This is a genomic window from Lachnoclostridium phytofermentans, assembly GCF_000733755.1.
GTDB lineage: Bacteria > Bacillota > Clostridia > Lachnospirales > Lachnospiraceae > Lachnoclostridium > Lachnoclostridium phytofermentans_A.
In genome coordinates this window covers 1-25,177 of the sequence record NZ_JPOF01000007.1, presented here as the reverse complement: position 1 = coordinate 25,177, position 25,177 = coordinate 1, and the positions used below count along the sequence as shown (strand labels likewise).

General features: G+C 34.3%; 12 protein-coding genes and 1 pseudogene. 2 read left to right on the top strand and 11 right to left on the bottom strand.

All coding sequences use genetic code 11. The features are described 5' to 3' along the window. Positions 1-472 precede the first annotated feature (472 nt). The 3 genes from CC92_RS21140 to CC92_RS0116010 form a co-directional block, all read right to left on the bottom strand. Positions 473-1,303 carry an Ig-like domain-containing protein gene (locus CC92_RS21140; protein ID WP_081842006.1) on the bottom strand — a complete coding sequence of 277 codons (831 nt, stop codon included), beginning with the start codon at positions 1,301-1,303 and terminating at the stop codon, positions 473-475. A gap of 390 nt (positions 1,304-1,693) precedes the next feature. Next, positions 1,694-3,919, bottom strand: coding sequence for a hypothetical protein (locus CC92_RS0116015; RefSeq protein WP_029501630.1), 2,226 nt, complete (start codon positions 3,917-3,919; stop codon positions 1,694-1,696). 157 nt (positions 3,920-4,076) lie between these two features. Further along, a complete protein-coding gene (locus CC92_RS0116010; protein WP_029501631.1) occupies positions 4,077-5,627 on the bottom strand; it encodes an IS3 family transposase in 1,551 nt (516 codons plus the stop codon). Between the two features lie 135 nt (positions 5,628-5,762). On the opposite strand from CC92_RS0116010, the pseudogene CC92_RS22260 reads away from it, so the two are divergent. Both CC92_RS22260 and CC92_RS22630 read left to right on the top strand, forming a co-directional pair. Further along, positions 5,763-7,129: pseudogene (locus CC92_RS22260) on the top strand (IS30 family transposase). Beyond that, positions 7,122-7,286, top strand: a complete 165-nt coding sequence (locus CC92_RS22630; RefSeq protein ID WP_155998589.1) for a hypothetical protein — start codon at positions 7,122-7,124, stop codon at positions 7,284-7,286. The pseudogene CC92_RS22260 and the gene CC92_RS22630 overlap by 8 nt, the downstream one beginning before the upstream one ends. 831 nt (positions 7,287-8,117) lie before the next feature. On the opposite strand, the gene CC92_RS0115990 is transcribed toward CC92_RS22630, so the two are convergent. From CC92_RS0115990 to rlmH, 8 genes are all read right to left on the bottom strand, one after another. Continuing rightward, positions 8,118-10,454 carry a protein phosphatase 2C domain-containing protein gene (locus CC92_RS0115990; RefSeq protein ID WP_029501633.1) on the bottom strand — a complete coding sequence of 779 codons (2,337 nt, stop codon included), beginning with the start codon at positions 10,452-10,454 and terminating at the stop codon, positions 8,118-8,120. A 489-nt stretch (positions 10,455-10,943) separates the two neighbouring features. Further along, the gene (locus CC92_RS0115985; RefSeq protein WP_029501634.1) at positions 10,944-16,064 is read right to left on the bottom strand and encodes an Ig-like domain-containing protein; all 5,121 of its coding nucleotides are present in this window, start codon (positions 16,062-16,064) and stop codon (positions 10,944-10,946) included. A 303-nt stretch (positions 16,065-16,367) separates the two neighbouring features. After that, positions 16,368-18,095 carry a class I adenylate-forming enzyme family protein gene (locus CC92_RS0115980; protein WP_034218350.1) on the bottom strand — a complete coding sequence of 576 codons (1,728 nt, stop codon included), beginning with the start codon at positions 18,093-18,095 and terminating at the stop codon, positions 16,368-16,370. Between the two features lie 533 nt (positions 18,096-18,628). Continuing rightward, entirely contained in the window at positions 18,629-20,158 is a 1,530-nt protein-coding gene (locus tag CC92_RS0115975) for a hypothetical protein (protein WP_029501636.1), read from the bottom strand. A 522-nt stretch (positions 20,159-20,680) separates the two neighbouring features. Further along, on the bottom strand, positions 20,681-21,442 hold the full coding sequence (locus CC92_RS0115970; RefSeq protein ID WP_029501637.1) for a class I SAM-dependent methyltransferase: 762 nt from the start codon (positions 21,440-21,442) through the stop codon (positions 20,681-20,683). Next, positions 21,415-21,891, bottom strand: coding sequence for a reverse transcriptase domain-containing protein (locus CC92_RS0115965; RefSeq protein WP_051650589.1), 477 nt, complete (start codon positions 21,889-21,891; stop codon positions 21,415-21,417). The genes CC92_RS0115970 and CC92_RS0115965 overlap by 28 nt, the downstream gene beginning before the upstream one ends. Positions 21,892-22,472: 581 nt before the next feature. Further along, positions 22,473-24,341 (bottom strand): deoxyguanosinetriphosphate triphosphohydrolase family protein, encoded by a 1,869-nt coding sequence (locus CC92_RS21840; RefSeq protein WP_029505409.1) that lies wholly within the window; start codon positions 24,339-24,341, stop codon positions 22,473-22,475. A gap of 388 nt (positions 24,342-24,729) precedes the next feature. Continuing rightward, a partial coding sequence (gene rlmH / locus CC92_RS0115950; RefSeq protein WP_031420470.1) for a 23S rRNA (pseudouridine(1915)-N(3))-methyltransferase RlmH occupies positions 24,730-25,177 on the bottom strand: 448 nt, incomplete at its 5' end.

The window sequence follows — 25,177 nt, the reverse complement described above, 5'->3', positions numbered from 1 at the left end:
TGTTAGCCTGATTCGAGTATTAGCCATTCTATAAACAAATCCATTAGGACTTAGTCTAAAGTGCTAAGGTGGTTCCAAAGTCCTCAATTCTATAGGCATAAACTTTCCATAACGATGTGATTCAATAATAATTAATTTCCATTCATTGGATACACTTAATCCTCTTCTATACATAAAAAAGCTAATATACCATAGTATCCGATATATTAGCTCCATTCTAAATGTTTGACTCACTTTCTAGTTACATATTTCAAATTGCAGTAAATCCTTACTTATGATACGGCTTCCATATCATTTTAGAGAAATTTATTGTAAAAATAATCTAGGTTTAATTAGAAATCTTTCAGACAAGAATTATGGTGTTTGTAATGCTTACTCATCTGTTAAGTCTAGTGAACAAAATAGGTAATGAACTTATATATTTTCTGATTTCAATATTTTCTGATTTCAATATTTTCTGCTAGCACAAGTATTACTTCTTAAAATTTAAGGAACTAATTAGATAGTCGGTAACATCGTACACTGATGGATTCGTATCACTTAAATTATCGGTCATGGTGATTTCCGTTGTATAACCATCCGCAAAGAGATAGTACATGGTCTGATTGAGAATAATTGCATTATCATAGACAACAGAATAACTAATTGTTTCAAAACTGTAGGTACCTTTCTTTACCGTCTTAGTGGTGAAGTCTTCTATAGAAACCTCAACCCCGAGAGAAGTGGAAATCTGTTCACAAAGCATTTCTTCTGTCACCTGCTCTTTAATTGCTACTTTGTATGTATCAAACTGATCCTGTGTTGCTCCGCTTTCAGAGGTTATCATTGTTATATTCGAAGAACCATTTGACAAATCTGCATCAGAAGGATGGATTATATAAAGTTCAATACCATACATTGTAGTCTTCGTAGCTTTAAAAGCTTTTGGAAGAACTCCTGAATACTTGCCAAATGAGATTTCCTGTGCTTCAAATGGAGCATTTGTAACATACTTATTCGTAGGAACTTTAACGGTTACTTTACAAGTATACTTTTTATTATCTACTTTTGCTGTGATGGTGGCAGTACCCGCCGCTTTCGCAGTGACTTTACCACTCTTTGATACAGTTGCAACTGACTTCTTGCTACTTGACCAGGTAATCTTTTTCGTAGTTCCCGTTACTTTCAGCTGAAGCGTTTTTCCAACAGTAAGCATCTTTTTCGTTACATTTAATTTTACTGTCTTCTTTTCAGCTGCATATGCAGTTATCTGGTTAATTGGCAGGACAGGAGCTGCCATCTGTAGCACTAACGATACTACCATGGATAGAACCAGCCAATTCATGGTTTATAATGAGGTGATAATGAAAACTACACTTTATAAAGTTATTCTTAAACAACGATGAATTGGTGTATCACTTCCAAAAGTATTTATGATTGACTTATTATCCCATGGATTTGATTCAACTATTTGCTTGATGTGGATTGGCTGCAAATCTTTGACGTTGACTGTTGTTGTATTTATTTGGGGAGGATTCTTATTTCATCCAAATAAATATCAGCTGCAATAAAAAGACCAATGCTCAAAATGCCACCTCCGCTAGTTTTAATATATTAAGAGATTGGAATTCAAATGTTATTATGTTCATGATTCCATTTATTTAGGAGACGGTTCTCGGTATCAGTCAAAAGGAGAGCTAACTGACTATTCCTTTTAATTCCATACCATATGATGACCACCGATCCATCCTTCTTGCCCGTCCTGGGTACGTACTTTAATTGTCTGACTCGAATCATCCTTATCGATTACTGTGAGTAATTCACCATCTTCTGGTTCATAAATAGCACCTTCTAACACCATAGTCACTTCTGTAGGTTCTCCCTTTGGAACATACTCAAAATCGCGGAATAAAATATCTCCATAAGTCGCACGATATGGCTTTTCAATCATATGATTGCTTGAAACACTCATACCTGTCTTATAATCAATGTACCATAGTGTTAAGTCTTCATAGGTTTCTTCGAGATATGGGGTTCGATAACAGCCGTTCCAAACATAAATCTTCCCATCTCCGGATACTCCTACAATTTCATCATAACCCAAGTCTAAAGCTTCCTCCAAACTTTCTCCATTTAAGCGAAATAGCAACGAACTCCCATAACAATATGCATATTCCGTTGTATAGATATCTATAAAGCCATCCGCCAAATCAACATCACAGATTCCGATCTCTAAGGTTTCATATTCCTCCAGTTTAAACATTACTTTTTTATTCCCCAAGGCTATTTCTATAACGGTATCCTTAGATACTGACTCTGCGCTCTTTTCCTGCGTTCCAAATTTATAGCTAATCCGTAGTACTTCTAACTTCCCATCTAGGTTAAAATCATAAACGATTTCCTTTTTTAAAACTTTTGGCCACAACATATCATGATAATTATAACTATCTAAACTAAAACATAGATATAACTGGTGTTTTTGTATCGTATCATTGATGTCACTAATAATTTTCTTCTGTTCCTCAGTTACATTACCTAATAAAATTTCATCTCTGACCTCATTATGCTCGATTTCATATTTTGAATAGGACTCGGCTTGATTTTCTAGTAATATCTGTTCTATACTATATGTTTCAGAAGGATAATTTTTATCGCTAGTATCACCATATCTTCTAACATATAAATTCATATCCTCATCACTATCGAAGGCTACATAAAAACTTTCGATTCTTCCCTCCCAGCCACCATAATAAATTCCTGCTCCCAAAGCATCCTCTGGTATCTGAAAACGCTCATACGCACTACTATCATAGAGGGGTAAAATCTCCTCTGGGTCATCTAAATTAAGGATATACTCCTCTCCTTTATACTCAAATCCTACTTTATCCTCATAAAAGTTCCACCGAAAATCCTCTCGAATCTGATCTCGATAGCCTTTCTTTGTTTTAGCAATCTGCATCTTTGAATCATTTCCTAGGATATCATTCGATTCAAATGATAGAAAGAAATCCTCTTCCCGAAATTCCATGGTATAGACTACACAACCCATCATGTATCTGTTTTCTTTCATAATCAAGCTATCTCCAAGTTCTTGTTTTACTTCTTCAAAATTTAATCCTGCATGAACTAAAGAAAACTCAATCCATGGCGCAAACTGTATGAATCTATTTTCCTCCACACCATCACAGTTTTGTCCAAAGTAAAGTCCGATCGCTCTATAATAGTTCCAATATGGAAACAATTCGTCCGTTTGTCTGCTAAGAATACAATCCATACCAAATCGATTTTGAATTTGGCTCGAATCATAGTCCAATAATTCCTTAATCTCATTTGGGGTGAGGAACCCAACCGGCCTATATATGTATATTGTATAATCTTTCCCTGTCTCCTCTTTTGATACAAAGGAAACTAGATATTCCGACTCGATATATGAAATCTCGTAGTAATTGTCACTCCCACAGAAGTACTCTCGAACCATTCCATCATCTGCATACCCATCATCTACAATTTCATATGAATCAACTTCTGCTTCCCCATATACTTCTTTAATAGAGCTAAAATCACTGCATTTTTCCTTATGTAGAAATTCTGCTTCTCCTTGATGTTCGATGTACTGTAGTCGCTGGTCTCCATTGAAAAAGAATGCTGTTTTTATGTCATCAAAATAATATCCTTGATCTAGATTCGAAATCCCCATCGGCCGTAAATCATAATGATCCCCCAGCTGAGCTAATACCTCTTGTTTTGACATACCAATAAACGCTGCATAAGAGTCAAGGTTCAATACTGATTGTGAACCTTTAACATCCTGTTCACCTACTGGTAGAGTTTCTTGTTGCACGTCTAATTGCTCTTTATGCTCATGAAGATTTTTTTCATTCTGTCTGCAACCTGATAATGCTATCATTAGAAAGATAAGAATTACAACTCCTTTTTTCATACTTCTCCTCTTATATTAAAGTGTCTCATATACCATATTCTTACTTATTATACCTGGTGTTTCCAAATGGTGCAATGACAAAAAATAAAGCTTTCCGTAAAGTGAAATTTTAAATTCCACCTTGCACCCCCGTTGGGGGTGCGGACGTTTTCTTGGACTAAGCTGCTATTCCTAGACTACGTCTATATTGAAGTGGGCTCATCCCACCCAAAGATATTTTAATTCTATCTTCATTATACCAACGGAGATAGGAATCAAGTTCTTTAATAAAAGAATCTATAGATACATGTTTCCATTTTCGATTATAAAACATTTCATTTTTAAGTCGCCCGAAAAAACCTTCGCAAGCTGAATTGTCAGGGGAACACCCTTTCTTTGACATTGATCTTGTTAGGTCTGCTTCAGTAATGATTTTTATCCATTCTGGCCAGCGATAATGACAGCCACGATCAGAATGAATAACCGGTTTTTCGTCTTTCTGCAAGGAAGAAATCGCGTTGTTCAGCATTGTGTTTGTAAGCTCTGCGTTGGGTGAAGTACCAATGGTCCAAGACACAGCAAGACCATCAAAGCAATCAATTATAGGTGATAAATACACTTTACCTGCTGGAATATGAAACTCTGTTATATCAGTCAACCACTTTTGGTTTGGTGCTTTAGCAGAGAAATCACGATTTATTATGTTATCAATTTCTGGACTGATTTCGCCTTTATACGAATTGTATTTGCGTTTCTTTGTGCATTTAACTAGGAGTTGATCTTCTTTCATAATACGACGCACCACTTTTTCAGAAACAATAATGCCTCTGTTTTGCAACAAACAATGAATGCGGCGATATCCGTATCTGCATTTATTAGTATCGAACAATTCCTTTATAATACCTCTGAGTTCTTGGTACTTGTCGAAAGTGCGAATACTATTAACTTGATAGCAGTAACTACTTTTTGAGAGTTTCAGAATCGGCAAGAGTTCTTTAAGCTTGTATTTACAGCGTAGGGCATCAATCAAGAATACCTTTTCCCGATTGGTGAGTTCATCAAGATTGATGCCCTTTTCTTTTTTTAGAATGTCACCGGCTTTTTCTAAAACGTCACGTTCTAGTTGAAGTTTATATACATCTTGTTCGAGGCGCTTTACTTTGGCTTCAAGTTCAGTTTTTTTACGGATTAATTCATCTATATCTTTATCAGTTTCAGATGGATTAGACATGCTAATTTCTCTCCTGTCTCCAAGCAGTTCTTTTCGCCATGTAGAAACTGCGGAGGGTGTAACATTATATATCTCAGCTATTTGAGATATTTTCAGTGTACCTTTACACGACTCCATAACTGCCTGTACTTTTTCTTCTTGAGAACATCTTACATGAGGTTTGGATTGTTTGCAATGACGTTTCTCATCTTCAGGATACAATTCATCAACCCAACTAAGAAGTAGTGGCCGGCTTGGATAACCTAGATCTTTGACTGTTTTCAATGAGTTCTGATTGTTTTCAAAGTAATAATCTACAGCATCTCGTTTTTCATCATCTGAATATTTGCTATATTTTTTCTTTCCGGTATGGAGATCATTATGTTCAGAATACTCTCTGTACCAATGCTTAAGGTTGGTTACATCAGGATAACCTAACTTACGAACGGTATAGGCTGCGTTGTAACCACAATTAATATAAAACTTTACTGCACGGATGCGATCTTCATATGAGTACATCTCATTCCTCCTTTGACTCATTCAAGTTCAGGATTTCGTCCGCACCCCCATTTTTTATTAAATATAGAATTTACTCATGCACATAGTTTTTGTTATGATATTACATGGTTATCTATCTGTCAGGAAGGAACCATCATGAATAAAAGTAAAAATGCAATACATAATCAAAAACATTTAACCTTATCTGATAGAACATATATTGAACAGGAATTATACCAAGGAAGCTCCTTTCGTTCGATTGCTTCCACTCTTGGCAAAGATCCCTCAACAATATCAAAAGAAATTCAAAGGAATAGGATTGCATCCAAACCAAATCGTTCTCGTTCAAACTGCAGAGGTTGTATGAATTATGATGAATGCACAGAACAACATGTATGTGGCAATGCCAAATGCAGATATACCTGTAGGAAGTGTTACACAACAGAACCTGCCTTCTACTGTCTGTACCACAAACCTTGGACATGTGATTGCTCAGCAAAACCTCCATATGTTTGCAATTCATGTACCCGGTTTAACACCTGCATTCTTCAAAAATACAGCTATGTTGCTACAAAGGCTCATTCTTCCTATGAAAAGCTATTATCTACATCACGTTCAGGAATTAATATAACACCTGAAGAACTAGTGGAATTAAATGAATTAGTGTCACCACTGATTCTGAAAGGGCAGCCCCTTAGCCATATCTTTGCTGTACATGCTGATGAAATACCTGTATGTAGAAGAACCCTTTATAATTATCTTGATCAACGAATCTTTCAAGCAAGAAATATCGATTTACCAAGACGTGTTCGTTACAAGAAAAGAAAAAAAGTCTCTTCTCTCCGTGTCAATAAGAACATACAACAAGTATATCGTAACAAGCGTACTTATATTGATTTTGAGCATTTCATGAAAGCACACCCTGATGCCTCTGTAGTCGAAATGGATACCGTAAAAGGCGGCCGTTCAGCTGGTAAATGTCTTCTAACCTTACTATTTAGAAGCTGTAGCTTTATGCTTGTAATTCTTCTTCCTAGTTGTACTCAAAAGAGTGTTATTAGTGCTATTAACACTCTAATGGATACCATTGGAATTCGTAATTTTCGCAAATATTTCAATGTGCTTTTAACCGACACCGGCTCAGAATTTAAGAATCCATGGGATATTGAAAAAACAGATGATGGTAGACTCCGGACGTATGTTTTCTACTGTGATCCTTATGTTTCTAATCAAAAAGGACGCTTAGAAAAAAACCACGAATACATACGCTATGTTATTCCAAAAGGAAGAAGCATGTATAAGTACACTCAGGATGATATCAACCGAATGACTAGTCATATCAATTCTACTGCTAGAGATAGCTTAAATGGCGCTACACCTTTTGATCTAGCCGATCTGCTTTTAGATAAAAAATACCGCTTTTAACAGGACTGAAAAAAGTCTCCCCAGACGAAGTCATGTTAAAACCGGTATTAATTGAAAAATGCAGTGTTATCAGAAAGGTAGGTGATATCAATGATTAGACCAACCTATCAACAATTAGCTCAGTTATATGAAGATTCTCTAGATACCATTTGTTCTCAACAAATGGAAATCATTGAACTGAAACAAGAGCGTGACGAATATATACAAGGCTACTTTGAATTACAAGACTTATTAACTGATCACAATCTCCTGTAGATTCATTAAAACTAATTAACACTAACAATTAGAGAGCAGATAGGTAACCACCAGCAAGTCAAAATCTCATAATTTTCAGATATGATAGGTGGAATTTATTTTTTCTCAAACTGCTCCAGCTGTCTGTTTGCTATGCAAACAAACAGACTTTACAAAACGAATTATAGCACTTTTTAGGACGTTTTTATATAGGGTTAATTATAAAATGTTGCTCAAAATCGAAAATACGTAGTCAGCTGGAAGCAAACTAGAATTTAGTTTTTCATTTGACCAAATAAAGCTTTCACTCAATAATTAAAGGATAATGCCAGTGTATCTTTTATCTATAATACAGTTCCTAAAAAGCTATAAAAACTGTTTTCCCGTAACAGCTTATATCCCAAAGATTTTGCTAACACCTCCAAAGTTGGATTTGCTGCATCTCAGTTTGGATACAGGCCTTTCACCCTTTACTTAGATTCTATTATCTCAGCTCTATTAAATAGTTTGGGGATATATATGCAGTGCTGGCCTAGAGCTGTCCTAGAATTAACTTACAGGAATTTATAAGATTATCTTCGAAAAGCAACAACCTCTCCTGTTTTTTCTTGACTTATAATTATTCCATTTTCTGTAAAAGTATATCTATATATATAGCTTGCACCACCTATTGAGAATGCCAAGTTGCACAATATAACCGTCAACCAACTTTGCAGCGTTCCATATGCCATGATTGCCAATTTCAGTTTTGTGAAATCCTTGAACTTTGCCACTCAAATCATACTTATTCATACAAAGGGAGTTTGTATCGTCTCTGCTAAATACTGTTGCCAACTATAAGGATACTATTTATCAACCTTCCTTAACACTATTGTCAACTTCTGATTTTAAAACTTTAATTGCTTGGTCTAACTTTTTTTCCTGCTTCATCTGTCTTAAGTACTTGGTGAGCAAATATAACTGTATAGAAATACGACGTTCTGGAATATAGTGATTACAGAATTCTTCAAGCTTATCTGGAATATCATCATAAGTTTTAACATGAATCGTTAACATTCGTCCAACTAGGCCATATTCAGATTTTCTAATATCATTTTGAAGAACGCTAATTTCTTCATCTAAATAACTTATCCCAAAGTAATCAGGTTTTCCGCCTCTTTCCAATAATCTTGCATATCCGATAATCAATGTACTCATCTTTTTCTTTGAGCTATTCAATTGGTAATTACATTCTTCGCAGAACTCCCTTTCCATTGCATATTGAAGAATCTCATTAAAGCTTAACTTTTCTTCCTTTTTATTATAATAGTTGCATGCTTTTTTTATGTCCGTATAATCTACAGACCCGGAACCTGATGGTGCAAATCGACCCTTATTGGCTTTCGAATAATCCGCTTGCTTTCCGATAATAAGACGCATATCTTTTGTCAATACAATGGTGGATGCGCCTAAAAAATTCGCTGAAGGACTATAATCCATGTCTAAGATTTTATTCTCCTCATTACTTAGTAGATGCTGTCCTGTAAAGCTAACTCCAATGTCACCAGGTAAAATAAAATCCTTATATACGATCTCATGGCTACATTGTCCAGTAAAATATTTAGCTGGTTGCAATATTACTCTTTTATCATTTGAATTAATATGACTCGCCTGCCGGAGTAATTTTCCATTAAAAATCAAACTGGAATTTCGAAAAGCCCCCTCCATGATTACAGGCACTAATTGTTTAACATCATCTGGTAATTCATACTTACGCTTTATATGTATAAATTGAATTCTGCTTCCTTCACACAGTATATCATTAAATAACTCACTATCCATATAATATTCATGACTATATCCATTATAAAACTTTTCAATCTTGAAGCCATCTCTCTCCTCTATCTCGCTAGGACAGAGCTTTTCCTGAAAACTTGTTTTCAAATCTGTACGACTAATTATTTTTGTTCCTTTTGCATTTCTTCTATATTGCATATATATGGAAACTATCGTGAACAAGGACGACATCACAATCCCTACAAAACTTAAGATATTAATAATTCCATAATTATCGCTACTTGCATCGTCTACCGTCATATTTAGTATGTTATATATCATAACTGCAATCGCAGTAGTTATTGTTACAACAGCTGACTTAGTGATTCCCATATACATATATACACTTTGTAATCTACCTATTCCTCTGTGTAGAAGCACATTTGTCTTCGTTTTTTTCTCTTCTTTATCATATAATCGAATTTTATTTTTGAAATGAACTAGCGCTATTGTAGCATCATCTGATTTTTTAAATCTTGGATACTGATCACAATGTTCGTCTATCTCTTCAACCTTTCGCAGTTTCTGGTACATTTTTAGTAAACTTTTGTGTTCAACCTCATTCCAAAAAGAATCTATTCCATCTGCTAATTTATATTTTTTATAATAATCGGCAAAACCATCACTACAGACTATCATAGAATCTATAAATTCACCTCTGCTATCCCTATCTTTCTGAGAACACACTGCATCGTTGTATCGTTTTATATCTGCATAATTAACAGCTTCTTCATCCAACCCTAAAATCCAATACCCTTCCGGTTTGTTGCTATTTTTTAATCTGCGGTTAGCTAATAAAAGACTTTGAATCTTTTCTTGTTTCATAATCTCATCTATATGTATATTCTGTTTCTGATGCTCTTCTCTCAATACACTTACTACTAATTCATCAAGAGCCTCTACATTACATTTTCCAAACTCACGTATCTCACCATCACAAGTCTTAATTAAAATAGTAAGATCTCCCAATGAAAATACTTCTATTTCATTGTCGATTTTTCGAATTAAAGCAATCGAAGCCGATGGCTGTAAAAGTCTTTGTTCTTCTAGTGACAGCGATGAATCTATCGTCACCATAGCATCGTATTCTTTTCTAATTGTTCGTATACATTCTTTTATCAAATCTTCAGTTGGAATAATACTATCGATATTCTCGTCAATCAGCTTGGCGAATCTACTTACAAACCATTGTGCCATCGTACTGTATCTTCCATCATCAGGTACGCACTTATTACCTAAACCAGTTGAGCCATCTAAGACAAGTACATAATTATAGTTACTATATTGAATCAAATCCTCATTGTAACTATTAAATTGTACACATTCTTTATTCAACTTTTTACCTGCTTCACAAAGTTTTTTCTTCACTTGCATTTTTGCCGCACCTCTACCATATTTAAATTAATTTTAGTATACTATAATATTTAATATTTTACTATTTTTCAGTTGATTTTGGTTCTATACTAAATATGTAGTGCTCCCATTCCAAGATTTAGTACAAAATATATTAAGATAGCTTTCCTCATTTTAACTTACTAAAAAGGGAATCAGCCCCTCGAGCTTTTTCATAGGGCCTTTCAAAGTCATCCGGAGACATATAGTCGCAATGACTATGAATTCTCTTGGTATTATAAACCCTCTATGTATTCAAACACAAGGCTATATGCTCAATATCTCCAGTTTCTCTTAATTTCTTTTTCCACCTAGAGTGTGTTTGCTAACTGATATCAATGGTTTATATATTTATCTTATCATAACCACCTCTTTTTTATCCATATTGATCATGAATATAAAGGCAGAGAGAATTCTACTTAGTTTTAAGCTTCTCTCTGCCCTTATATTATTTTCTAAGAGTGTCAGTAACTATTTAACCTTTACCTTAATCACGTTACTATACGCTCCATATAAATTCTTTCCGTCGATTTTCTTATATGCTCTTACCTTTACATATACCGTCGTTTTTGACTTTAGCTTTGAAATAGTATAACTAGTTTTCGATGTTATTCCTGCTGATTTGTATGGACCATTTGGGGATATCGCATAGAATACTTGATATCCAGAAATACCTTTCATTGATTTCCAAGCAGAAACTACAGTATTAGATTTACTACTTTTTACAGAGGATAATGCTGTTTTAGCCGGTTTAATTATAAACTGAATCTTCATCGTCCCAGTGTAATTACCCGTACCTTTTATTATGATTGTTGCTTTTCCAATATTCGTGTTAGATTGGTACTCTAGCTTATAATCCGTCCCTTTCCTAAGGTTCATCTTATTATACGTAATTTTAACACTTGGTTTTAGTGCCTTGCCTGTATAAGTTTGATTTGAAACCTTACTTATGGTTACTTCTTTGAGTGATCTCGCTTTAATAGAAAATGTGATCTCTTTTGTTCCTGTATAATCGCCTTCTCCTACTACTGTCACTTTTGCAGTACCGGCATTCGTGTTATTTGTCCATTTTAAGCTATAGTCTTTTCCTTTTTGTAGCTGGTTCTTGCCGTCTTTTATAATAACCTCTGGTTCGATTGCGTTTCCTGTAAATGTCTGCGCTGAGATAGATGATATTGAAAGTTTAGTAACTTTCTGTTTTACAGTTACGACACATGTAGCAGTGATATCACTACCGACCTTGAATTTTGCAATAATTTGAGTCGTTCCAACTCCAACTGCCGTTACTTTTCCATTCTGATCAACTGTTGCAATTGATTCATCTTGGCTGATAAATTCCACTTCTTTGGTGATAGCATTGTCTGAGGTAAGTGTTGCAGACAGCAAGGAAGTCTCATTTTTTAATAAGTTAAGTTCAGTATGATTTAATTTAATAGAGCTTACAGTACTATTGCCGCTTCCGCCACTATTGCCGCTTCCGCCACCATTTCCACTTCCACCACTATTTCCGCCGCCACTATTTCCGCCGCCGCCATTTCCGCTTCCACCACCATTAGACCCACCTGATGAATCATCTATTATTGCTACTACCGTCTTCGTATCAGTATACGTCTTTCCTTCAAACTCACATGTTGCTGTATACACGGTCTTTCTTTCTTTCTTGCCCGTTGTAGTCCCAGCGGTAATCTCTTCCTTACTTGTTACTGTGGCATCTATTGTTCGTACATCATCGCAATACTTGCAAGTGAATGTTACCTTACATGTGTATCTACCGTCTTCTGACTCTTCCCAGTTAAATTTTGGCTCTCCATAGGTGTGACTTACGACTTGCCCTGCTTCTTCTGTCTTCGTATCAGTATACGTCTTTCCTTCAAATTCACATGTTGCCGTATACACGATGTTCTTTACTTTATTACAGTCAGTAGCCCCAGCGGTAATCTCTTCCTTACTTGTTACTGTGGCATCTATTGTTTGCACATCATCGCAATACTTGCAAGTGAATGTTACCTTACATGTGCATCCACCATCTTCTGACCCTTCCCAGTTAAATTCTGGTTCTCCATAGGTGTGAATTATGACTTTCTCTGCTTCTTCTGTCTTCGTATCAGTATACGTCTTTCCTTCAAATTCACATGTTGCCGTATACACGGTGTTCTTTACTTTATTACAATCAGAATTCCCACCAGTAATCTCTTCCTTACTTGTTACTGTGGCATCTATTGTTCGCACATCATCGCAATACTTGCAAGTGAATGTTACCTTACATGTGTATCCACCATCTTCCAAGGCTCCCCAGGTAAATGCTGGTTCCCCATAGGTATGACCTGTTTTTATTCCCTGTTCTTCTGCGTCCTCTGTAGCTAACGCCTTATAACAATAAGTACAAATATAGCAACCTTCTTTATCATTGATGATATAATGATGTTCTTTTGCACCTGTAAAGTCTGTCTTCTCGGTACCTGAACTAAATCCATGTGCTATATCTCTACTTTCTGTATATCCTTGTTTATCACACCAAGGCTCTATCACTACGTTCTCACGCTCTGCTCCACCAGAAAGATAAGTTGCAACATCACTCATATTTATATTATCCTTAACATTGGCACACCACATAAATTCTGAGTTATCGTTATCATCTTCAGAATTATCTTCCGCAAAGCGATTATACATAAAATTATAGTTAACTGATTCTTTTTCGTATTTAGAACACTCGCTGTTACTATAATTTGTAGCTACACTTACATACATAATTCCATCATCTTTAATACAAAGAGCAGCTAATGGATGATTATTAATGGTAAACTTGAGATTTTCATCCTGTGCATTTGTAATGTAGTAGGAACTACCAGTAAATGGTTTACCATTACTATATGCATGAACTGTATTGTACTCTTTTAATTGTGTAACTGTACCATCCTCTAAATTGTACATATAAATTTTATTATTCAAGTTGAAATAAAGTATATCATTATAAAGAGAAAGCGAATGAGTCAAATCTGGATAAATATTATTAATTTGTATATCATCATCACACTCTTCTTCTAGCACGCTTTCCTTTATCTCATTGGTATTTAGATTGGTTACATTTCCTTTTCCAAAATCAAATAACACAGTACCTTCCTCTTCAGATAAATCACCTGCACCTCGAGGACGTATCTTCATTTGATCTCCATAATCTTTCATCATTTTAGCTATTTGCTCATCGTCCATGTCACCGATTTGAGGGGAACTTCCATCTTGATTGTCCATCATATCAAGATCAGAAAATTGTGCTTCTACAAAATACCAATATTCGTCATCATATGAAATTGGACTGTCAATATTGCTAAACCATGCATCTTCGTACTGTTCACTATTACATGGTTCTTCACTATCGGTTCCATGTAATGTATCAATATATTCATAATAACCCTCATACCAATCTTCTATTGTTTGATCCGAAACTAGAAAATACATATGACTTAAGTTTCCATCTGTTTCTACACGATATTGAGTCAATACTTCTGTTTTAATATCATCATAACACACATCCACATTATACCATTGGTTATCTAACTTCACTACATTGTAGTAGTGTGGTTCATTAAATCTGCCTTCAAATCCACCTTCACCGTGGGTAACACCAACTTCTGTTACATCACAGTCATATTTAATCATAACAAAGTCGACCATATCTTGCCCACTTTCTATGACTTCCTCATAACTCTTGAAAGCGTTGCTCTCATCTCTGTATATTTCAGGGAATGCACTTTGAACTAAGTATGTATAAGCGGAAGCATACCCAAAACAAACACAGCCATTTAATCCGTCAATCTTACCATATAACAATGCACCAAATGGTGTCATCGTGATTGGGTCACTCTGTTTTTCATCATTTTGATAATTCATTAATGTATCCATATCAAATACAGCATGCGTTGCAAGATAGTCATGTAATACTAAACATTTCTGTAAATCTGTCATACTATCGTCAAGACCCTTTAATGCATCTTCTCTTACTGCTAACAAAGCATCCCCATAGTAATAAACATATGCTTGAAATGCCTGAGTAATCCCCGCAATAAGTTCATCCATATTTGGGGCTGGAACTGGGGTATCTATAGTGTATCCCGCCAATACCTTAAGTGCTCCGAATGGACTATTTTCTGTATTCTTTGATATCCAGTATTCTGTGGAAAGTCCATAATATTCAGCACTTTGACCATAGAACGTACATAATGCTCCCCAATGAGTATAAAGTTGTTCTGTTGTCGCATCTCTGGTAGTCGAGTATTCATTACCTTCAAATTCACAAGTTGCTCTATATATAATGTATTCCGCTTGTTCCTTATCTCTAGTAACCGTACAGTCTACGGTTGTTTCTTGTTTGCATTCAACACAGGTGAATGTTGCAGTACAAGTATATGGTATTTCTTGATTAATATTAATCTCACTCCATGTAAATATTGGATCAACATTACCATAGATGTGTGTTTCAACTCTGGTATCCGAGTATTCATTACCTTCAAATTCACAAGTTGCTGTATATGTAATTGTACCTGTTGTTTCCCCATTTCTAGTAACTGTACAGTCTACGGTTGTTTCTTGATTGCACTCACTACAGGTGAATATTGCTGTACAAGTATATGGTATTTCCTGATCTACATTAATCTCACTCCATGTAAATGTTGGATCACCATATGTGTGTGTTTCCTCTGGTGTTTCTGTTGGTGTCTCTGTTGGTGCTTCTGTTGGCGTTTCTATTGGCGTTTCTGTTGGCGTTTCTGTTGGTGTTTCTGTTGGTGTTACCGTTGGTGTTTCTGTTGGTGTTTCTGTTGGTGTTTCTGTTGGTGTTTCTGTTGGCGTTACCGTTGGCGTTTCTGTTGGTGTTTCTGTTGGTGTTACCGTTGGTGTTTCCGTGGGCATCTCAGTTGTTTCGTCTGAACTTGCAACTGATTGAGAAGTTTGTGCTCTTCTTGAATAGGATGATGGAGTAGCAGTTTCTTTCTCCTCAAGATTTTCACTTGCAGGATAAATTTTTCCAACTCCATCCATTTCATCAAGTGCATCCAATCCAGCTTCAAAACCACTATTCATGTCTATAATAATTGATTGTGCAATACCATTCTCATCTGAATTAACAACAACGTCAATACTATCAGTTGCACAATAATCTTTTAAAACTAAGTCTATTATGGTTGTTATCTCATCTTCACTTAAATTATACTTTGATACATCAACCTCTTTCTGATTTCTATCCTGAAAGATGTCAATCGCAAGTAAAGACTTAACTTCAGTTAATGTATATCCACATTTTCCCTTTATTGTATCTGAAAATGTTTGAAGCATCTGTTCTTCGCTTTCATCCTCCTCTTTAAAATCAGCTCTTAGTGATAGCTCACCCTTCATTGCTGCTACAAGATTTTCCGTACTAGTAAACGGCTTAAGTTCTAATGATTTTTGTGAATCATTCGTCAAATTATCATCTTGATTCACATTCATTTGCTCAGCTTGAGCAGTAATTCCTCTTGAAGATAATGGTGTAGGGAACGTACTTACTATTAACACGATAGACAATGTTAGTACAATAATTCGTACACGATATTTTTTCAATATTGATTCCTCCTTATTATTCTCTCTAAAAATAGTTCTGATATATTAACAGAACTAATGCAACTTACGCATCACTTCTTAGTCGTTTCTTATTCAAACTTTGCCGAAGTACTTTTTTCATTGCTAATGTTTTTTAAAAGCTTGCTCACTTTTTTACCTTGAAGTGTATTTATCATCTCCTTTCAACAAATCAAACCATACTACGCTCTGTCATTGTATAAAACAATGTAACATTAAATTCCGTTACATCAATTAAACTAATTGATATAACGGAACTAAACCTAATTCAATTGCCTATATTTCTTATGTACGCTGCATAGCAACAATTTCTGAAGCTAACCCTCTTCTATTTGTTTTAAAATGGAAAAAAGGACGTTTATCAATGATTGTTGTCTTCACTGGTCGCTCATGTGGTTCAAGCGCATTATTAATTTTCGCTTGCACTTCTTCTAACCTAACACCATCTTCTAATACAAGATACAGATACGGAACATAATATCCCTCATTTTCTACATCATCTGCAACTACAAAGAATGCATCATTAATGCCTTCTATATCACATATTTTATTTTCCATTGGAACTGCAAATAAATAGCCCCCCGTTACCCTTTCTGGTAATCCTCTACCCATTACATACAAAGCACCATCTTCCGTCATATAGCCATAGTCCCCTGTATGCATCCATATCTTTCCGTCCTCATGACACTGTAGCACTTTATGAGTACTCTCTTCATCCTGGTAACTCAACATAATACCAGGACCGTGTTTACAAATCTCTCCAAGCTCTCCAGCATCCACTTCTTCATTCGTTTTAGAATCAAAAATACCAAGCGTTGTAGCTGGCATAGGCATACCACAACAACAACCTTCAATTGGTTTTGCCTCACATGGCATTGTAAAAGCAGATCCACCTTCACTCATCCCATAACCAACACTAAAAAATGAATTGCACTTGTGATTTTTTAAGAATTTTTGCATAGTTCTTATTTGCTTATTGTTCAGAGCTTCTGCTCCAGAGCCAATGCAATATAAATATTCTAATGAAAAGTCCTCTGGAATACGTTTACTATTTACTAATACGTCAATAAACTGTGGTATTAATGGCCAGCAATTTGGTTTGTGCCTCATTAATTCTAAATCCAAATCCTCAACCGGACAAAATGGATCAAGAATTAATAACTGATTTGATGCTATTGGAGTAAGAATCATAGCAACTGTAACTGCAACTAATGCAGGTGGCAAACAAGTCATTAACCAGTTAAGACGAATTTGAATGGTTGATGTAAAATACGCTGTTTGATGTATGATTCCTACTATGTTAGCAGAGGAATGAATTACTTGTTTTGATGGTCCAGTTGATCCACTTGTATACGCACAAAATACTGGTCTTGATGGGTTATAACTTACTTTATACTCTCCATCATATGATTTTCCCAAGGCCTCAAACTCTTCCCATGTGAGGTTAGACAAATTGCAAGCAACCTCTTTAGGATACTTAGATTCTATATTTTCCACTATGTAACTTGGTATTTTATGCTTATTTGCCATATTATATGGTGAAACTTTTATAATATGTTTTAGATTGGTGTCTTTATAATATAATTCTTCCTCTTCTTTTGAGAGATAATCATGTGCAAACAATATGTGACAGTTTGTCTGTTTCACTGCTTCCGTATTTTCCTCAGCTAATCCATCACGACATACTACTGCTGCTCCAATTTTTTCTGCTGCCAATAAGATGAGTATGAATTCTGGTACGGATTGTAGAAATACTGGTATCCGATCATTTTCCTTACACCCCAACTTTTTTAACGCTTTCGCTACAATATTCACTTTTGTAAATATATCATTCCATGTCAATACATTTCCATAATAATCTATTACTGGATTGTCTAAACTTCTACTACTTTGTTTCAGATAATGATTTAAGGAACAATGCGGAATGTCTATGTGCTGAAATTGTTCTGGATAATATTTCATCCATGGGCGTTCATCAGTTAACTTGTTTTTTAATAAAGATTGTTTGTACAAAACATATTCCTCCTTTTTAATGTGTTACTAATTAAGTTCATTTATCTTGATCATGTTCTAATTTGATGCCTATCCTTCACTTTCTTTTATTAACATAATCAATAGTATTCTATCGATACTCTTACTATTACTATTGGAGAAACGAAACCGTTACCGCTAAAGAGAACTATTTTTACAAAAATAAACTACTATCTTCTATTTTTACATGTATTTATCTAAGAAATATCTCATCATAACAAAATTCGATATCCAAAAAAAGCTTATTTGTAGAAAAATTTTAAGCTTACGAGTAGAATACTTTCATAGCGTTTCACACAAAAAAGGACCAGGTATTTCTACCTGATCCTAATGAATTAATATAATATGAGAGTTGGCTCTCACTATTGGTACAATATGTAATCTGAACTGGATCATCGTCAACAAATATAATTCATTCCATACCTCTATCTATTCCTTTTACATAAGGATTAATATCATATTCTTTGTATTTTATACTTTTAGCTAATTCCTGACATCTTTCTCTAAATTGATTGCTATTTAGATAGAAACAATATTTCCTTTATAGTTTCAGGTTTTATAAATCTTTTTTTTCCAATTAAAAGTTCTTTTATCTCTCGTTTTTCATTTTCTGATAACACTGCAAAGGAACGGTTATATGAAAAAACCCATCTGTTTAATTGTGTCTGACATAAAATCTCTAATTTTTCATAACCACTGCCAATCAGCATCAATGTATAAATCAATGACTTCCATTTCGGACTCAAAAATAAAAGCGAAGCACATTTTATTTTTGTGTTCTCATTTGAAGAATTTTCTTGAATTTGAAATATTCTTTCAAAATCATATTCTTTGTATTTTTTGAGAAGCAATGTTGCTGTCTTAACAATACCAGAGTGTTCTGATGACAACATCTCTGTTATACGAAAAACAAACGTTGCTGAATCCAAGCGCATTAAAACGGTCATTGCCGCACGGACAACCTCATTACAATTTCCTGATAAAAATTCTTCTACCAGATTGCAATCTTCATGAAATCCCACTTCACCCAGTCCATATAAACTAATAGCAGTACTTGTGGACAGATTATCAAGGTAACATTGACGAATATCAAACTGTCTTTCAGTTTGTAAAACAATACTACGAGCCAATGTACGGACTTGTGCATTTCTGTCCATTAGCATTCTCTCAGCTTCATAAAAAACAGTTTCAACTTTATTGTCATATAGATATTGTAATGCTAATATGCGATTAGGTGGATATTTGTCTTTGAGAAATTGCTTACTCAATTCCTTAATATCTGAATTTGCTTTTAATAGTATCTGAAAAATCATTTTTCGTAAAAAAGGATCCTTCTCATATCGTATATAATTAAGCAGATATTTAAACTCAATTTTAGGCATATTATTGAGGAAAGATATGCAAAATCGTCTTGCTCTCATATCTTGGCTTCTTAATCCTTTATTTATCAACGATTTATTTGATTCAAATACACTAGCTATAATAGATAGTATATTATTATATTCACACCTCCCACTCCTACGAAGTTTTTCCATAAGAGGTAAAGCATTAACTATTTCTTCGTCGCTTGCATTTACTAAACTTTTTGAGAGGAACAATAATGCTGATTGACGTACTTGGTAAACCCAGTCATTACATCTTAACAGAATAAATGCCAAGGTTTCCTTATATGCTGTAAGAGCTTCTACAGCTTGCTCTCTAATATATCCATTCGGATTAAAAGATGCAAATATAAAAACTGCACGCTTCTCATCCACAGACATTTGCTCAGTGATAAAATGTTTAATGTTTAATGCACTCCAGTTGATACTCGATTCCATTGAAGTAGTTTCACGCATTTGTGCATCAATTCTATACAAATCATCAAATGAAAATTCATTGAAAACTTCATTTAATACTTGTGCTGCTCTTGATTTATGCTTAGCAGAATCTTCTGCAAAAACGCAAAAAATTAAAGATAGATATCTATCATCTCCTTTATTAATCTGCTCAATATAATTATCCAAATTAGAAGAAAAAAAGCCGAGGTTTTTATTGAAAATCATTTCTTCACTACCTCCACATAAAATAAACAAATTTTTCTATATTTTATCATATCCTCTTTTGTTTTACTACAATTATTAAATTAGTTTTAAAGTCAATAACCGTAATCGATTTTTTATATATGTATACAAATTCAAAAAGTCCTTAGTAATAATAAAGTTACATTTCTTGCATACCATCAACTATAATATCACAATAATGTCATATAATTCAATGGCGTAACCAATATGATACCTCCAAATTTATAAAGTTTTAGTACTTTATAAATGTCAAAGGCATAATTTTCTGTCTACTGTAAATATTGTTGTTTATTTTAGTACAACCATCTGTTGTATAAATCCTATTTCTGTAAAACTCTCCGCTACTTATGATACGGTTCACCGTATCGGAAGAAAGTAGCGTTTTACTATATCTTACTGAGTACGAATCATCTTTGCTTAAGCAATCTAATACTCGCAGTCGCAAGTATCAACAAATTATCTTCATTGATTAATGAGCGTAATGTATTTTAGACATATTGGGATTTAGCAAATCGTTTTCTTTGTTTTCACAACATTTACTCTATCATGGCGCTTCCATATACCACCATTGTTATTAATGGCTCTTCGCAAACCCTCCATGAACAAACTGCGATTTGGCTCACGAAGAGTAATATGATCCGCATGGGTCATAGTAAAACTAACAAATTCATCTGCAGTCATATCTGTATCATATTCATAGTCAGAAACTACTATCGGAGCAAATCCGTAGTTTACTACATTTTCTTTATTTATTCTGCAAGTATACGGTGTCTGAGGAGTAAAATATGTTTCATATATAGCATTTTTTGCTGCAATCAATTCCGACGAATTTCTGATATTATCATTTCCAATGTTTGCTATCATAACTAGAAATCCACCTGGTTTTAGTAAATCAAAAGACCGACTAAACGCAATATTTTCCGGTATCCATTGAATTGTAGCTGCTGAAAAAATCATATCAAATTTATTTTCTGCAAAATCATAATTAGTGAAATCACCATTGACCATCTTACAGTTTGGATAATCAGCAAATTTTTTCTTGGTAAAGTCATATAAATGCTCTCCAAGCTCAATTCCAACATAATCACATCCAGTCATAAGTAGCGGTCTTGTAGCCTGACCTGTCCCTGGTCCAATTTCAAGTACTTTTTTTCCTGGTTTTAAATCTGCATACCGGATTATGTCTGCAAAAGCCTCAGGACAGTATTGAGGACGCCATTTATCAAATTCATCTGGAATCAAGTCGAATACCTTTCTAAACTCCATATATCTACCTCCATTACTTCCACTTTATCTCTGTTTATATTTATTGCTTTCAGATATTTCCGAATCAGGTTCAAAGTAGTGCTGTCTTTCACTTGTTCTCTAAGAATCTGAATTAACTTGTCATGATTTACCTTATCAAAAAACTGTTCTATATCAATGTCTATGACCCATTCATATCCCTCGTTCAGATATTCCAATGCTTGCTCTATGGCATCATGACAACTTCTTTGTTTTCCATTATCTTTTGGAATATAAACTCTGCGTACTGGCTTTGGCATATAGGTTCGGTTTTTGATTGATTGAACAATTTCGTCTTTATTTTCCTTGATGTATGCACCAAGTTCTTCGACTTTCATTCCATCTACTCCACCTGCGCCTTTATTTACCACTACTTTCTTATAGGCTCTGTTTCGATTTTCCTTTGATGTAATCACATCTATTAATTCCATTACTGTTACTCCTCTGATTATTACAAAACAACACCCCTCCCGATATAGATAGTATTTCTCGGTTACGTTCCTACCTTTTCCATCCATCTGATTTCTGGCTAATGCATTATTCTCTTAATAACGATTCGTACTATAAATCGTTTCAGTCCTTCGGCTGTTACACCTACTATGACATCATCTGACTCCCTCCCTAAACCTTTTTCGACCATATCTTTCGATATGTGGGTAGGATCTCCCAAGGTAAGACACTAATCTTTCGTTCCACAACCTCTTGATTTACAACTACGGTTATACGTTTACCTTTTGGGCTTTGGTTTGTACAGCAACCTTACCCACCTCATTGCCTTATCAAGTTTCTGTACGTAGGCTCAAGAACTTTGCTACACCACTTCCTTCATCCATACCATTACTGATACCAACTTGTGGTTCGCTACGCTTGGCGGTAAATACCCGCGACTGGACTTGCACCAGTTAGATTAGTGCCATGCTTGGCACTGTAAAAATAGCCTTAGGTAAGTCATCAATACCTAAGGCTATAAATCTCCATTACATAGGTTCACCGATCGTGTTGAAAGGAGAGTTTATTTTAATTTTTCATACTCTTCAATCGCATAACCATCTGTCATTCCTGCTATATAATCTACAATATTCCTGATTAGTATCTTTCTTTTTATGAAATTAATATTATCATCAATCTTTTCTTCCGATGAGCATAACTCCTTCATTGTTATTGCTTCTATTTCCTCATTAACTAATCTTATACTTCCATCGCTTAAATTTATTGCGCTATTTGATACACTTGTATCACTATAGTTTAACATATCATAAAATATCTTGTTTAAAGTACCCGTATGAAGTAATCTCGGATTAGCATAATACTTTTTAAAAAGTGTACGTATTATTTCACTAGCATTATAATCAGCTCTTGCAACTTCACAATTGCATATAACTTTTTTTTGTACTATTTTTTCTAAGTAATCATTTACTTGAGCAGCTTCATCTGAAAGTTTAACAAATTGAATTTCATTTTTCATATCAACATTGCTTATTGTACTTTCACTGATTAACTTCTCACTATTCGCGATAACATCTGTCACAAAATAATTTACTATACAAGAAACAATTCGTGTAATTTTTAATTCTGTCTTATTAGCAATTAAACGATGTGAAGATTCGACTGACTCAATTTCTGTTTCAATATTTTTACGTAAACAATTACATTTTTTTACACTTAGTCTATCTAATAGCTCATCTATAGACATAAAACCTGATGTCAGAGCATCATCAACATCATGCCCCCTTTGAGCTATTTCATCAGCTATTGAAACGGTCTGTCCTTCTAAAGTTGCGCTAATACACTTTTCATTAGATATAGCTAAATTCATGCAGTTAACATATTTACTATCAATAAAATCCTCAATCTTTATATCATTCTTTAGTCTCGTATGCTTTAATGCTCCTTCTACTACTTGAACACTAACATCTAGTCCACTAAAATCTACATATTTATCTTCTAATCTAGTTAAAACTTTGGCGCTCTGATAATTATGCTTAAAACTACCAAATACTCTTTTACTTAATAAATTAGTAGGCATAACTATTCCGGCTTCAATTTTTCCTGCTAATATATAGTCTAACGTACGTTCTCCTTGATGTCCGAATGGAGTGTGCCCCAAATCATGGCTTAATGCTATTGCCTCTGTCAAATCTAAATTGATTTTTAGTGCATATGCAATTGCCTTTGAAATTTGATTAACTTCAAGTGTATGAGTCATTCTAGTTCTATAATAATCTCCTTTATTAGCACTAAAAATTTGAGCTTTATCAACCATTCTTCTAAAAGCCTTGCAATTAACAACTCGTTCTCTATCTCTTTGAAATTTAGATCGATTAATACTTGTAACTTCATTATTATTAACCCTTAATGATTGCGAATCATGTTGTGCCAATTTACATAAAACATACTTTTCACTATCAAACTCTTCAGTAAATTTTCTTTCTATATTTAGTTCATTTTTACGTACAGAGTTTATCCTATTTTCAAGTTCATCGTAAAGCGATTGCATTTCACTAACTACTATATATGTATTCTCCTGAAAATCTTCATTTATATCTAAATCAATCTTATCAATAATACTTTGGATTGCTCTTTTATCTTGTTCAACTGTCAATTTTCTGAACATTATATAAGATATATTCCATTTATCATTAACAACAGCATCACCACCAATAAAAATTTCTTTTATTTCAGTATCTTTGGAATCATTATATGATAATAATAATACATTTCCTTGATCACTTAATTGACAATTTTCTTGTAAATACTTCTCATTAGCACTATCATTTAGTGTATTATAATAACCTGTGGTCTTATTCAGAAAGCTTTTATTTGCATTGTTATATATATCCGTATCTAATCCTTTATTCTTAATAATAAATATCTTTTTCATTTTTATACCCCACATATTTATTTTATTATTATGTAACAGATTCTCCATTAAAATTCGAAGCTCATTCTGTGTACTTAAGATAAGCCCTTTGTATTAAACTTTTTGATGAAGCACAGGAGTTCATAAATCATTTTCTATAACAAACTATCACCCCCTCTTTATTTTTACACAAAATAACATTTTTTTCAAGTTACTATAAAACTAAAATCTTTAAACTTTAATCTTTAGTTCATAACCGCAACTAATCCGAGTGCTTATATATGCACACAATTTAAATAATAACAATGAAATAAGCTTAAATATCTTACATCTTTAGATATTCAATCTCATTTTCAATTACTATATTTACTTTTAAGTTCTCTAAAATCCAATTTCAGTAAAACTCTACTTATTTATGGTACGGTTCCCCACTAATAATCCGATACCCTCGATACACCTGCTCCAGCAAAATCATCCTCATCACCTGATGCGGAAATGTCATCTTAGAAAAACTAAGCTTATAATCAGCCCTATCTAAAACTTCGGCATCTAGCCCAAGTGACCCGCCTATCACAAAAACAAGATGGCTTTCCCCATTTACCCCAAGCTGCTGCATCTTATCCGCTAATTCTTCGGAGGAGAGCATCTTTCCTTCAATTGCAAGTGCAATTACATAGGCACTATCCTTGATGTTTTTTAGTATCCTCTCTCCCTCTTTCTTCTTAATTTGAAGCTCTTCCGCAGGAGAGGCATTGTCTGGTGTTTTTTCATCCGGAAGCTCGATAATTTCTAATTTGCAATACCTGCTCAGGCGTTTTGAATACTCTTCTATTGCCATTGATAAATACTTTTCTTTT